The sequence below is a fragment of the Brevibacillus fluminis genome (assembly GCF_003710825.1).
Taxonomy (GTDB): domain Bacteria; phylum Bacillota; class Bacilli; order Brevibacillales; family Brevibacillaceae; genus Brevibacillus_D; species Brevibacillus_D fluminis.
The window spans coordinates 296,087-310,435 of record NZ_RHHQ01000017.1; the positions used below are offsets into that span (position 1 = coordinate 296,087).

Below are 14,349 nucleotides of genomic sequence, written 5' to 3' on the forward strand. Positions count from 1 at the left end.
GGGAGGCCGCGATGAACGAGACTGCATTTGACGAACCATTATTTGCAAGCTTGAAGCCGGGCTTAACCTCGTTCTGTTACCGAATGCTAGGCTCCATGGACGATGCGGATGATGCCGTTCAGGAGACCAGTATTCGGGTCTGGCAGAGCTGGAGCACGTTCAGACAAGATTCCTCGTACAAAACTTGGGTCTATCGGATTGCCTCCAACCTGTGCTTGGACAAGCTGAGACAATCCAAACGCCGGGCGCTTCCCGTTGACCTGTTCGATCCGGCCGTCGCCATCGTCGAGCCGCGCGACATGCTGCCGGACTCTGCCTGGATTTGGCCGTCTCCCGACTTTGGGGGTAATCCGGAGGATCGGCTCGTCCGCAGAGATACCCTTCAACTGTGCTTCATCGCTCTCATGCAGACCTTGCCTCCGCGGCAGCGCGCGGTACTCATTTTGAAGGATGTATTTGAATGGTCCTCCAAGCAGATCGCGGAAACGTTGGCGATGTCGCCGGCAGCGGTGAACAGCGCCTTGCAAAGAGCCCGAGAGACAATGGACCGGGCGCAGCTTCGCTCGGATGAGCTCAGCAGCATGGCTGTTCAACCGGAGCAGCAGCTGCTGTCCCGATATGTGGAGGCCTTCGAGCAATTCGATATTGCTGCGCTCGTCGCGTTGTTCCACGAGGAAGGCTGCATGTCGATGCCGCCCTTCGAGATGTGGATCCGCGGCAAGGAAGATTTGTCCGCCTTCTATTCGCTTACTCGCTGGCATTGCGAAGGTTCGCGATTTGTGCCCATTACGGTGAATGGCGGTTATCCGGCGTTGGCCCAGTATATGCCGGACAAAGAGGGCTCTGGCCTGGTACCCTGGGGCATCCACGTCATCGAAACCAAAGAAAATCAAATCCTGCACGTTCAAAACTTCATTCATACACCATTATTTTCGCGATTTGGGCTGCCCGAGCGAATTGACCAATGAATTTCGTCATTGGCTTACGGCTATATCATTGAGAATAACCAAACGACGAATATCATGAGAGAGGTGTCTATTTAAATTGGAAACGAGTCAACCGACGAAAGTAACCGTGTTAGCCGTCATTCAAGCCCCTGTCGAGAAGGTATGGCGCTATTGGACCGAGCCAGATCACATCACGAAGTGGAATCAAGCATCCGAGGACTGGCATGCGCCGAGAGCCGAAAACGATCTGCGGGTCGGCGGCAAGTTTCTGACACGGATGGAAGCGAAGGATGGCAGCATGGGCTTTGATTTTGGCGGCGTCTACGATGTCGTGAATCAGCATGAGGCGATCGGCTACACCATGGAAGACGGAAGAAGAGTGGATATTGCTTTCGTCGATCAAGGGAATGAGACGAAGGTCATTGAAACGTTCGACGCGGAACGCTCCAATCCCGTCGAGTTCCAGCAAGCAGGCTGGCAAGCGATCATGGACAATTTCAAAGCCTATACCGAACAAAACTAAACATCGCGAAGAAGACGCAGGGGAAGATGCCCGGCGTCTTTCTTTTTGAACCCTACTACGAGCGTGCTCTCCGTTAGCCTTAACCTTGTGCCGCATCCATGTTCATGTAGTTAATGGCCCACAGATGGCCGTCCAAGTCCACGAAGCCCCAATGATACATGAACCCATGATCTTCAGGTTCAGCGTGCAATTTCCCGCCGAAGGAGAGCGCGGTATTCACGATTTCATCGACCTTTTCCCGGCTCTCGAAGGCCAATGCGATCGTCATCTGCGCATACTTGCTCGTATCGACGGATTCCTTCTCCGTGAGCGTATTAAAGAATGATTGATTGATCAGCATGACCTGCAGGTTGTCGCCGATCACGATGGCTACCGAATTCTCGTTCTCGGGGAATTGCGGGTTGAGCTCGAATCCGAGTCCGGTGAAGAACGCTTTAGATTGTTCTACGTTTTTTACAGGCAGGTTGAAGCTCGTGAATGCGGACGTTAATGCCATTTTCAAAACACCTCTTCGTCAAATTAGTTTGTGTTCTTTTATGCCTTCGTTTATATAGACGACAGCCGATCCGGGAATTCATCGGTCTCATGGATTCGGAAGCGTAAATTTTGAAAAAAAACTTGGTATTGAGTTCGGATACCCGCCATTTGCTTATTCTTATTGAGCAGGGATAAAGATTGAACCTCTCTAAAAAGGAATTCGTCTGAAAATATGACAATTAAAGGGTGGGTATCGAGTGACGGAATGAGGGAACGGTATGGAATTAATGCAAAACGTACGATTAGTGAAGAGAACAGGAGAAATGTGAGCAAGGAGAATCTGGACTTTTACAAAGAAATCAACGCGGATCAATCGGATCCCACGCTTAAGTATTTGGATTCCGAGGAGGTCGGCTGGGCCGCACATGTGTATCGGCTGGCATTTTGCAATGCAGGAGCTCAAGATTGTCATTGCTGTCCTTCTTCAACGGTACCATTTATCGGTTGTCCGCGATGCAAGAATCAGCCCGAATTTGATGATGCGTCCTGTTCACGGGATGCCCATGTGTATCGGTCAGCAGAACGGGTATCGGTGAGAGGCACAATAAATCAACTGATCGAATTTTGAGAACGGGCGAATTGGAAAGAGTCATACCGGTCATCACTCCATGGACAAACAGAATTAAATAGAGAAGGGAGATTACACCATGTCGGATGAGATCACAGTGCACCCCGTCGCCTGGCCACCTGCCCCGATCAAGACCGAGCGGCTCGTGCTCCGCCAGTCCGAGGCACGGGACCGTGCGGCGCTGATCGATCTGTTCGCCTCACCAGAGGTGGGCACCTACGTCGGCGGCTCCCGACCGCGTGACGAGCTCGAGCGCGCACTGCCCGAAGTGCCCGGGCAGCGCTTCGGATTCTTCGTGGTCGTGCTCAACGGAACAACGATCGGCATGATCACGCTCGATCGGCGCGACCCGGAGCGTAAGGGTCACATCCGTCCAGAGGGCGGGGAGCCCGAGCTCGGCTACTTGTTCCTGCCGCAGGCGTGGGGACGCGGGTACGCTACCGAGGCGTGCGCAGCGGCGCTCAACTGGTTCGCCGACGCGCATCCCAGCGAGCCGGTGGTACTCTCCACCCAGACCGCCAACGAGGCCTCGATGCGCGTCGCGGCGAGGCTAGGGTTCACCGAGGTGGAGCGGTTCGAGGACTACGGCGCCGAACAGTGGCTCGGTGTATGGTACCCCGGCACGCCGTCCGATTGAGCTCATGCCCGACAGCGCGACGGCTCGCTTAGGACACTATCCAGCCGAACGTTCAAGTCGGGCAAACAATACGACATCGAGTCTAAAACTATTTTTAAATACCTTGGCGATTAAATTGAACGGGATTCGTTGATAGCCCGAAGGCAAACGGCACCACTACCACTTTTTTGAAGGGAAACATGCGAATATGTCGCTAATTTTTCCAGCAAAGGTTGAAAATAACGAACCGGTATGATATCATAGTTTTACTTTTATTGACTGGAGTTGAAGAGGATGTAAGTTTTCTTGCTATGAAAAAAATAAAACAAAAAAGCGAACAGTTTCGCCTGTTTTATTATTTTTATGCAAGAAAGTTACAATCTCTTTTCACTCAAACCAAATCTCCTAATCCTGCTCCGTATGTTATGGGGTGGATTCGCTGTATTTATTTGAGCTGCAAGAAAGTAACTTTCTTGCGGCTTTTCTATTTATCAGCGAGGGGGAATCTTTTTATGGCATTGCTACAAGTTACGAATTTGACGTTTGCCTACGATGGCAGTTTTGATAACATTTTTGAGAACGTCAGCTTTCAGATCGATACCGATTGGCGATTAGGCTTCACCGGCCGCAATGGTCGAGGTAAAACCACGTTTCTCAACCTGCTGCTCGGCAAATACGAATACAGCGGCACGATTTCGGCGCCCGTCCGTTTTGAATATTTTCCGTTCCACGTCGAAAACAAGGAAAAGCAAACGTTGACGGTGATCAATGATATCCTTCCAGACGGTCAAGAATGGGAAATTTTGCGTGAGCTTTCCTTGCTACAGGTATCTGAGGATGTACTTGAACGTCCCTTTTCATCCTTGTCCAACGGTGAGCAGACGAAAGTGATGCTGGCAGCATTATTTCTGAAGGAAAACCATTTCCTGTTGATCGATGAGCCGACCAACCATCTAGACATGCACGCGCGAAAGCTGGTCAGCGATTACCTCAAAACGAAAAAAGGCTTTATTTTGGTATCACATGACAGAGTTTTCCTCGACAACTGCGTCGACCACATCCTGTCGATCAACAAGACGAACATCGAGATCCAAAAGGGCAACTTTTCCGATTGGTGGGAAAATAAAACACGGCAGGATCACTATGAGCTTGCCGAAAATGAAAAACTGAAAAAAGACATCAAGCGATTGGAGGAAGCTGCGAAGCGGACAAACAACTGGTCGCACGAAGTGGAAAAAACCAAAAATGGCACGCGGAACTCTGGTTCCAAGGTCGATAAAGGCTATATCGGCCACAAGGCTGCAAAAATGATGAAGCGGTCGAAGTCGATGGAACAACGGCAGCATTCCGCCGCTGAGGAAAAATCCAGGCTTCTGAAAAACGTCGAAAGCCATGAAAGCTTAAAGATTACACCGCTTTCGTACCATAAAAGCCGCTTGGTGGAACTTGAGAACGTATCGATTCAATATGGAGACAAGACGGTTTGCTCCGATCTGAGCTTTACGATCGGCCAAGGTGAGCGGATCGCCCTTTCAGGGAAAAACGGCTCAGGAAAATCAAGCATCCTCAAACTGATTTGCGGAGAGGAAATCCCTAATACAGGGACATTGAGGAAGGGAAGCCAGCTTTCCATCTCGTATGTTTCGCAGGACACCTCGCATCTACACGGTACCGTCACAGACTATGCCAGAAACAACGGGTTGGACGAAAGTCTCTTCAAAGCGATTTTGCGCAAGCTTGATTTTTCCAGGGTTCAATTCGAGAAAGATATCTCATCGTTCAGCGGCGGTCAAAAGAAGAAAGTGCTGATCGCAAAAAGCCTTTGTGAAAAAGCCCATTTGTATATTTGGGATGAACCGCTGAACTTTATCGACATTATTTCGCGTATGCAAATTGAAGAGCTGCTGCTGGAATACGCACCAACGATTTTGTTTGTGGAGCACGACCGCGCATTTTGTGAGAACATCGCCACTAAGATCATCAAACTGTAAACGAAAGGGCTTCCCGGTTATACAACCTGGGGAAGCCCTTTCTAATTCGTATGGGATTGGGTAAACGTGGGAATGCTTTAACCAAGTTTAGTCCTTTATCGCGCAATCGATGATCCCAGGCAAGCGGGAGTTGACAACAAGATGGAGCAGTCGTTTCAGCGATGGGTTTCCAACACGGCAGATTTGAAAATCGATCATATTGAAACAGATGGCGGTGTCATCCGCCTCTACTATTTAAGCACGATGACGGATCAAAAAGTCATCTATCAATATCTCATCCCGCGCCTGCAGGGGATGAATGTATCGACGATCACAATGCTCGAAATCGAGCGCGAAATTGGCGTATCAGAACAACAGCGGATTTTCGATGAAAACCAGATCATCGAAAGTTTACTGAGCGGCGGCGCCTACATCCATCTGGAACAAGCGGAGTACGGTATTTACTTTCCAGTCAAAGACACCGCATCGCGTCAAGTCAGCCCGCCTGAGAATGAGACAAATATTCTAGGGCCGCAAAATTCATTTGTGGAGTCGCTGGAAATCAACCTCGCGTTGATTCGCAAATATATTCGATCACCGCGATTGTTCCATGAACATATGATCGTCGGCGAAACCGCGCCCAATGATATCGCGCTGGTGTATATGGACGGCATAACCGATGAGGAAAATGTGCAAACAGTCCGACAACGCATCAACAATCTCATGGTCGATAGCGTTATCGATGCGAGCATGCTGGTCCAATACATCAAGGACAAAGAGTATTGCGTATTTCCGCAGCTGGTCCTCACAGAGAGGCCGGATCGAACCGTTGCGGGCCTTCTTCAAGGGCAAGTGGTCGTATTCGTACAAGGAAGTCCATTAGCTATACTCGGTCCAGTTACGTTCATCCAATTATTCCAGGCGACAGAGGATTCCTATTTTCGTTGGAGCATTTCCACATTTTTGCGTCTCTTGCGCTTCTTGGCGATGTTTCTCGCCTTGCTGCTGACACCTGCATATGTAGCGGCGCTAACCTATCATTATGAAATCATTCCGGCCGATCTGTTGATCTCGCTTGCTCAATCCCGTTCGAGAGTACCGTTTCCACCCTTATTCGAAGCGATCATGCTGGAGGGAATCATTGAGCTTTTGCGTGAAGCCGGCGCCCGGTTGCCGACCAAAATTGGGCAAACGATCGGTATCGTAGGCGGTATCGTGATCGGGCAAGCCATCGTGCAAGCAGGGTTCACCAGCAACATTTTGATTATCATCGTCGCTTTGGGGGCTCTGTCATCATTCAGTTCGCCCAACTATATTTTAGGTGCAGTTATCCGCGTGCTTCGCTTTCCGATCATTTTGCTCGCTGGGCTATGGGGCGGATTCGGAATCGCGGTAGGAATATGTTTTTTGCTCACACATCTGCTGCGCCAAACAAGCTTGGGGCGCCCGTATCTTCACCCGGTATATCCGTTGCGCTTTGCGGACCTAAAAGACAGCTTCATTCGGGCACCGATTCAATTTTTTGGCATGCGTCCGCAACTCTATCGACCAAAGGATGACTACCGCTTCAGCCCGAGAAAAGCCAAACAGCTGGATGACATTGACGAGTAGGGGAGAGCTTATGGAGATTAATGTCTATCCCAAGAAGTCCAATCAATTACCCTCTTATTTGCTGGCAATTTTGGTTCACTCGAACCAGGTCGGCATGGGTGTTCTCGGCTTTCAGCGGTTTGTGGCAAAAGAGGCCGGACATGATGCGTGGATTTCGCTGATTGTCGCCGGGATCGCTGCTCATCTCATCATGTGGATCATCATGCGTACGTTGTCACTCTACCCTTCCTCCGATTTGTATGGGATCAATTGCGACGTGTTCGGAACGTGGATTGGAAATGTGCTGAATTTGCTCTACATGACGTATTTCACCATGATTACGATGGCAATCTTGCGCTCCTACATTGAAGTGCTCCAAACGTGGATGTTCCCGAAAGTGTCGACGTGGTCGTTTGCTTTGGTCATTTTGGGACTCGCCTTGTATACGATTTTCGGGGGAATTCGCATTATTACAGGCTTCACATTCATCAGCCTGGTCTTCACCGTGTGGGTAATCCTCGATATGTATTTTCCGCTGCAATATGCGAGATGGTCCTATCTGTATCCTGTTCTGGAAGCCAAATTACCGCAAATCCTCAATGGTTCCATCGCAATGTCGTTCACAATGGTAGGCTTCGAGATTTCCTATGTTCTTTATCCCTTTTTGCGTGAGAAACAGCGCGCTTCCGTATCTGCGCAACTTGGCATGCTCTATACCAATTTGATCTATTTATGCATTATGATCGTCACACTCACGTTTTTCAGCAAAAAGCAGTTGATGCAAGCTGTTTGGCCGACCCTCAACTTGCAGCAGATGGTCTACATGCCATTTCTCGAACGGTTCGAATATATCATCATTCCTATTTGGCTATTGATTATTTTACCGAACATCATGCTGTACACATGGTGTGTTTCACGCGGGTTCAAAAGAATGTTCAATTGGCCAGCCAAAAAAACCACGACTCTCGTTTTGGTGACGATTTTCATTGCTAGCCAATTTTTCTTGACACGCACGCATATCAACGCGATGGTCGATTTCGCTTCCAGAGTCGGGCTGTATGTGGTTTTCGCATACCCGCCATTCTTGTACGTCATGGCGTCGCTCAAAGCGATGTGGCGTAAAAAGAGGAGTGGAGGGCACGAGCATGAGAGTAGTACATAAAATCTTGATGAAAAAAAGAGGCGTGTGCATTTTCATAACGTGTGTTCTTGCATTGCTTTGCGGCTGCGAACCTTCTCATGTGTTGGATGAAACAGGACTCATCACCGTGATCGGTTTTGACCAACTGGACAAAGGGTTATACCGCGGCACTGCATCTATTCCAGTCGTGAACACCTTGGCGAAACAAAAAGTCCAGGTGGTTTCGGGCACAGGGATCACATTGCGGGGCATCGTCAACGAGATGGATTTGCAATTGGACCGTAAGCCGAGGCTTGGCCAGCTGCGCGTAATCTTGTACGGAGAGGAGATGGCAAAAAACGGTTTGATCTCATTTGTCCAGGCGCTGGATCGGACAGAAGTTGGCAGTCGGCCTTACTTGGCAGTGGTGGATGGGAAGGGCTATGACTTTATCAACGCATCGTTTCCTGAACAAGGAAACATCGGAATGTACTTGTATTACACCATCTTCAAAAATGTACGCGGGGAGCAGCTCCCTTCTCCCACGCTGCATGAATTTCTCCGCGCCTACTATAGCGAAGGCAGCGATCCTTATCTGCCTTTTATCGTCCGGAAAGGCGACGACATCAGAGTCAAAGGGCTTGCACTTTTTCGAAACGATCGGTATGTGGACTGGGTTAAACCGCAGCAGACGTTCTACATCAAGCTGATCCGCGACCAATTTAGGACAGGGCTGTTCCAGACGTCCATCCCCAAAATCGGTGGAGAAAAAGGAAAGAAAGAGCAGGGGAATCAAAAATTGAAGGAAATCCCAATCGTGCTTGACACGCTCTCCAGCAAGACGGAAACCAAGCTGATCTCGGCGAATCCACCCGTTTTTCGAGTGACCATCAAGATCCGTACACGCTTGGCAGAGATTGATCAAAAGCTTAATTTGGAAAACCAGCAAGTGCTTGACCAGATCACGCAGGAAATTTCGAAGAAGATGGTCCATGAAATCGGTGACCTCATCTCGTTCTTGCAAAAAAGGGATGTGGATCCGATCGGCTTCGGCGAGCAGTACCGCGCACAGGTTCGCTCGGAAGACTTGACCAAGGACGAGTGGCGCAAGAGGTACAAGCAGGCCAAAATCAACATCGATCTAAAAATGGACATCATCCGCTCCAGCATCACCAACTGAAGGGGGGCACTTTTGGATGGCAATGCTTTTCATTCGCTCTTGACTTCATTGCTGTGATTCGGTTATATTCATCATATTCCCATCTGAGGAGGAATTTTGATGTCGGTGATCGTTCTTAACTAGTCAATTCCATAGTGAGGCTTACAACGAACCGCTTGGCCAACTGTGTTCTATGAGCACCGTTTATTTGGTTATGGGTTATTTGAAGCCTTGGAATTAGTTAAGAACAACGGATATCATACAATGCCTTAGGTGACATATACCTATCATTGCGCCCAAAATCCGTGCTGTGTTCAGCGCGGTTTTTTTATGGCCGAAAAGCGTTTTTTAGGCGCGTTTCAAGCCATGAGACGGCAAAGGACTTTCCGAAAAAGGAATGGTTTTTGTATGGGGCTTTTTTAGGTATCGCAAAAGCGCAAGCCTGTCGATCATATCGCAGGTGCTGCGTTGTATGCGCACGAATGACAGGTTTTTTTGGCAACCTGTCGGTATACGAGGGCGGAGAATGACGAACGTTCATTCTCCGCCCTTTTTTTTGTGCAAAATCTGCCATAACCAAAAAAGGAGCGAACCAAACACATGAACGAAAAAGCGTTAAAAAGCCTGGAGTACGACAAAGTGAAAGAAAGCCTTCTGGACTATGCAGTGTCTTACGCAGGGAAACGGCATGTCGAGCAAATGAAGCCAATTGCTTCACCAAAGCTGCTGCGCAGGATGCTCGACGAAACGGATGAGGCCAAAGGGTTGCTTGAAACTGGCGTCAGCGTTCCGATTCCATCGCTCGAAGGGATCGAACACATTCTCTCGCTGCTCGGTACCGGTTACGTGTTTAGCGAAAAAGATTTTAGCCACATCCTACAATTTTTGACGAGCTGTGGGCAGCTGATGAAGTACATGTCGGCCAAAGCGAGCGTGGCACCCCATGTCAGCACCTATGCTGCCTCCATGTATCCGCTCTTGAAAATGAAGGCAGAGATCGAACAGTGCATTCGCCATATGCAAGTCATCGATACAGCAAGCAAGGAGTTGCTCAAGGTGCGAAAACGAATCGTTGTCTTTGAAGAACGGTTGAAAGCCAAGCTCGATTCGCTGATGAGCAAATACCGCTCGATCATGCAGGAGAATGTCATCAGCACCCGCAATGGCCGCTATGTGCTTCCGATTAAGAAAGAATACCGGAAACAAGTCGCAGGAATGGTCCTCGATGAGTCAGCTAGCGGTCAAACGGTGTACATGGAACCGACTGAGGCGAGCGCGTTCCAGTTTGAACTGAATGCTTTGCGAGCGGAAGAAGAACGAGAGGTCACAAAAGTGCTGATCCAGTTGTCTGCGCTGGTGGACGATTTTGCCCATGAGCTGCAAGTGAACGTCGACACTGTCGCCACCTACGATTTTCTTTTCGCGAAAGCAAAATATGCCTTGGCGATCGGCGGTTCCAACGTGCAAGTGAACGAGGAAGGGAAAATCTCGCTTCGCAATGCACGGCATCCTTTGCTGAAAACAAAAATGGTGCCACTGCATTTCGAAATCGGTTATCGCTATCGATCGCTAATCATTACCGGCCCGAATACGGGCGGCAAAACGCTCACGCTCAAAACGGTCGGTTTGCTGACAGCGATGGTCCAATCCGGATTGCTGGTGCCAGTGCAAGCTGGGAGCATGTTCGCACTTTTCGATAATATCGCTGTCGATATCGGCGACGGGCAAAGCATCGAGCATGCGTTGAGCACCTTTTCTGCTCATATCCATAACGTCATTGACATCTTGAAAATTACGGATCGTTCTACATTGGTGCTGATCGATGAGATGGCTTCCGGCACCGATCCAGGAGAAGGAGTGGGGCTTTCGATCGCAATCCTGGAAGAATTGCATCGCCGGAAGGCAACGACGATCGCGACCACCCATTTCAACGAAATCAAAAATTTTGCCGCGGCGGCAGACGGCTTCGAAAATGCGCGGATGGAATTCGATGCAGACACCCTTCAGCCGTTGTACCGACTGCGAATTGGGGAAGCCGGCCAGAGCTATGCGTTTTCGATCGCGCTTAAGCTAGGGCTGCCAACGGCTATCATCGAACGTTCGCGGGAGCTTACCGGTGGTCAGGGAACGAGTCCGAGCAGCACGGATACGAAGAACGAAAGCTTTGTGATGAGTGATCAAGCTCTTGGTGAAGAGGGAGGAACGATCAAATCCTTCAGTAAAGATGAAGACAAGGTAACGGCAGACGTAACTGTCGATACAGGAATCACGACAGATTCACCGTATTCACAAAAGTCCGCAGGCACTGTTGCGCAACCAGAGACTTCCAGAGAAGGCAAACGCGATCGACCATTTGCCCTCGGTGATTGCGTCTACATCGCTTATTTGGACAAAATCGGCATCGTGTACCGGGCGGAGGATTCGAAAGGCAACATCGGCGTGATCATTCAAAAACAAAAATGCACGATTCATAAAAAACGTCTTGAGCTGCGCGTCGAGAGCCAGCAGCTTTATCCGGCGAACTATGATTTTGACATCGTGTTCGATACAAAAGAAAACCGCAAAAAACGAAAGCTGATGAATCGCAAATATGTGGAGGGGCTCTCCATCGACATTTTGCCGGAAGACCAGTAATGCGAAAGAGGTGAAAAGATGAAACATGGAATAGAGACAGCGAGCGCGAATGTTCGTCTGGAGGAAGGGGTTCGGGTCATCGAGCAATTTTTGCTCGCCTGCTATTTCAAGCCAGGTATATCGACCAAAGAGCTTGCCCGCTGCTTGTTCCTTCCCGTGCCGGTTGCAGCGGCAATCAAAAAAGAACTGATCAAGGCGGGAGCGCTGCGTCAAGCGGATGGCGTATTCTGCACCCCTAGAGGGAAGGGGTGGATTGAGGACGATTGGGGCTACCAAGGATTGGATGAGCGAGTCTATCGAGAGCTTTTGGACAATGAGTTGGAGACCACTTTGCTGTATCGTGAGGTTTTTCCCGAATTGAGCGATCTCTTGCAAATGCGGCCACAAGTTGACGTACAGATTGATCAGTCTCATTGCACACCACAGACGAGTTTGCGCCGAGCGGTTCTTTGTCTGCGTCAACACAGTTTGATCGGCAAAAAAATCTTGTGTATCGGTGATGACGATTTGGTCAGCATTTCAATCGGCCTCTTGCTGAAGCGGTTGTTTCCTGCCGACAGCCATGGGAAAACACACATCGAGGTTGTCGATCTTGATTTGCGTTACCTCGATCATATCAGCCAAATCGCATCTGAAAGAGCATTGCCGATTACGTGTCATATCCACGATTTGCGAAAGCCGCTTCCCGCCAAGCTTTTGGGACGCTTTGATTGCTTTTTTACCGATCCGCCCTACACGCTGCAAGGGATGGGGCTGTTTGTTTCACGCGGGATCAGCGCTTTGAAGAAACAGTCGGGTCATCCGATTTTTCTGTCGTTCGCGCATAAATCACCCGCATTCATGCTGGCTATGCAGCGTGAATTTGTCCAAATGGGCTTGAGCGTCACGGCAACACTACCGGGCTTTAACGAATACGTCGGAGCCGAGATGATTGCCAACCGAAGCCAAATGCTGATCCTGCAGACGACCGAACGAACAGGACCCGCTTATATGGATGCCTTCACAAATGCTTTGTACACCGGTGAGGTCAAGAGGACGCTGCGCACATATCGCTGCAAACGATGCAGCCGTACTCACCAAGTCGGTGTGCATTGCGATCACGCAACGATCGAGGCGCTCAAAAAACAAGGATGCCCAGGATGCGGGAGCCGTGTGTTTTTATTGGTCGAAAAAACAGAAATCGCGAGAAAGGCAGGAAACAAATAACAGGAAGCCACGTCCAATAAGAGGAACGTTCCCACTACTTGACGAGGTGATCAACGATGAAAGCAACGCGCACTCTACTGACTAGCACTGCAGTAACTTTGCTCGCCCTTACTTTTTCTGGCTTTAGCCATGCAGCGACCAATCCAGCACAACCGGGAGCAACCCCGGGCACACAGAACAACAACGTACCTTTCGTGCAGCCAGCTCAAACGACGCTGAAAGCCGCACAAGGGATTCACCTCATTGTAGATGGACTGCATCTGTCGCTTGCGGGCATAGTCTTTTTCAAAAAACCGGAGGCGACCGATTATTTCGCACTGGCGAAGAACGATGCGTGGTATGCAAATGATTTGATCGTCGCTGCCCATAATGGATTTGACCTCCCGGCAGATCTGCAACCCGACCAGGTTTGGACAAAGGAAGTGTTCATCCATCAGCTGATGCTGGCCTTAGAAAAACACAGCAACTTGCCGATGATCAAAATTGCGCCAAAAGATTTCACCGATCAGGACCAAGTCGACCCGCGCTATCAAGGCACCATACAGCGTGCAATCGTGCTCGGCATTGTAACGCTTGACAATGACGGAAAGCTCCATCCGAAAGACGCGCTCACGCAAGAAGATGCGACTGCGCTCATCGGCCATGCCGTCGATTATGCCAAAACGCATCCGGGTCCTTCGGATCAACGTCCCGCACAGTAAAAGTAAGGACAATTTGTGACTATTTTGTATGTTTTGTGACTTGATCACCGTATCATGCTGCTATTTGTCGTATAATCGAGAGGCATACTTTCTAATGAAAGGCTGAGCCACCGCTATGCGCAACGATCAGATCGAGGAAGTCATCCAACTTTTTCCGTTCCTTTCGGCCATTTCCACGAACGATTGGAACCAGGAGGGAGTCGAAATTGTCTCGCTGCCCGTCCATTTCGTCATCCCCGAGGGCAAGCTGCTGAATCACGCGGCGCTTATTTTGGAAGGGGCAGTTCGGATGTCACGGCTTGGCACGAACGGAAGAGAAGTCACACTGTATCGGCTTACGAATGGCGAGTGCTGCCCGTTGATGATGGCAAGCATCCTAGGGGAATCCGCCTACGAGGCATCCGCATGCATCGAGAAGCCGACCCGAGCCCTTGTGATTCCCGTGCCGCTGTTCTTCGTTTGGCTCGACACGTACAAAAGTTTTCGTCAATTTGTGTTCCAAACGTTCGCCAAGCGCCTGATCCTGATGTCCAATCTGATCGACAGCATGAAATTCAAGTCAATCCGGACTCGCATCGCAGAGTATGTGCTCGAAAAGACAACGGACGAATGCAATGTTTTGACGATCACCCATGACCAACTATCCATGGAGCTCGGGACGGTACGAGAAGTGATCAGTCGGACGTTAAAAGGGATGGAGAGAGAGGGCATGCTGCGTTTGGGTCGCGGCCAAATCACCCACATCCAGCGACACCAGCTATTGACCGCAATCGAATAA

At 49.7% G+C, this 14,349-nt stretch carries 13 protein-coding genes; 12 read left to right on the plus strand and 1 reads right to left on the minus strand.

Going from position 1 to position 14,349, the window contains the following annotated elements:
- The first annotated feature begins 11 nt into the window (after nt 1-11).
- Nucleotides 12-968, plus strand: coding sequence for a sigma-70 family RNA polymerase sigma factor (locus EDM56_RS21575; RefSeq protein WP_122919981.1), 957 nt, complete (start codon nt 12-14; stop codon nt 966-968).
- Nucleotides 969-1,044: 76 nt separating this feature from the next.
- Complete coding sequence (locus tag EDM56_RS21580; protein WP_122919982.1) at nt 1,045-1,470, plus strand: SRPBCC family protein; 426 nt, start codon at nt 1,045-1,047, stop codon at nt 1,468-1,470.
- Between the two features lie 79 nt (nt 1,471-1,549).
- On the opposite strand, the gene EDM56_RS21585 is transcribed toward EDM56_RS21580, so the two are convergent.
- Nucleotides 1,550-1,966, minus strand: a complete 417-nt coding sequence (locus tag EDM56_RS21585) for a VOC family protein (protein WP_122919983.1) — start codon at nt 1,964-1,966, stop codon at nt 1,550-1,552.
- Between the two features lie 430 nt (nt 1,967-2,396).
- Here EDM56_RS21585 and EDM56_RS21590 point away from each other — a divergent pair, with 430 nt between their 5' ends.
- The 10 genes from EDM56_RS21590 (at nt 2,397) to EDM56_RS21635 (ending at nt 14,349) form a co-directional block, all read left to right on the plus strand.
- Nucleotides 2,397-2,543 (plus strand): hypothetical protein, encoded by a 147-nt coding sequence (locus EDM56_RS21590; RefSeq protein WP_246009479.1) that lies wholly within the window; start codon nt 2,397-2,399, stop codon nt 2,541-2,543.
- Nucleotides 2,544-2,654: 111 nt separating this feature from the next.
- The gene (locus EDM56_RS21595; RefSeq protein WP_122919984.1) at nt 2,655-3,212 is read left to right on the plus strand and encodes a GNAT family N-acetyltransferase; all 558 of its coding nucleotides are present in this window, start codon (nt 2,655-2,657) and stop codon (nt 3,210-3,212) included.
- A gap of 491 nt (nt 3,213-3,703) precedes the next feature.
- Nucleotides 3,704-5,182 carry an Lsa family ABC-F type ribosomal protection protein gene (locus EDM56_RS21600; RefSeq protein WP_122919985.1) on the plus strand — a complete coding sequence of 493 codons (1,479 nt, stop codon included), beginning with the start codon at nt 3,704-3,706 and terminating at the stop codon, nt 5,180-5,182.
- 141 nt (nt 5,183-5,323) lie between these two features.
- The gene (locus EDM56_RS21605; protein ID WP_122919986.1) at nt 5,324-6,772 is read left to right on the plus strand and encodes a spore germination protein; all 1,449 of its coding nucleotides are present in this window, start codon (nt 5,324-5,326) and stop codon (nt 6,770-6,772) included.
- 10 nt (nt 6,773-6,782) lie between these two features.
- The gene (locus EDM56_RS21610) at nt 6,783-7,913 is read left to right on the plus strand and encodes a GerAB/ArcD/ProY family transporter (RefSeq protein ID WP_122919987.1); all 1,131 of its coding nucleotides are present in this window, start codon (nt 6,783-6,785) and stop codon (nt 7,911-7,913) included.
- Nucleotides 7,897-9,051: a Ger(x)C family spore germination protein gene (locus tag EDM56_RS21615; RefSeq protein WP_183192546.1), complete on the plus strand. Its 1,155-nt coding sequence runs from the start codon at nt 7,897-7,899 to the stop codon at nt 9,049-9,051. Before EDM56_RS21610 ends, EDM56_RS21615 begins: the two co-directional genes overlap by 17 nt.
- A 579-nt stretch (nt 9,052-9,630) precedes the next feature.
- A complete protein-coding gene (locus EDM56_RS21620; RefSeq protein WP_122919989.1) occupies nt 9,631-11,664 on the plus strand; it encodes an endonuclease MutS2 in 2,034 nt (677 codons plus the stop codon).
- An 18-nt stretch (nt 11,665-11,682) separates the two neighbouring features.
- On the plus strand, nt 11,683-12,870 hold the full coding sequence (locus EDM56_RS21625) for a bis-aminopropyl spermidine synthase family protein (RefSeq protein WP_122919990.1): 1,188 nt from the start codon (nt 11,683-11,685) through the stop codon (nt 12,868-12,870).
- 56 nt (nt 12,871-12,926) lie between these two features.
- Nucleotides 12,927-13,571 (plus strand): S-layer homology domain-containing protein, encoded by a 645-nt coding sequence (locus EDM56_RS21630; RefSeq protein ID WP_122919991.1) that lies wholly within the window; start codon nt 12,927-12,929, stop codon nt 13,569-13,571.
- A 115-nt stretch (nt 13,572-13,686) separates the two neighbouring features.
- Complete coding sequence (locus EDM56_RS21635) at nt 13,687-14,349, plus strand: Crp/Fnr family transcriptional regulator (protein ID WP_122919992.1); 663 nt, start codon at nt 13,687-13,689, stop codon at nt 14,347-14,349.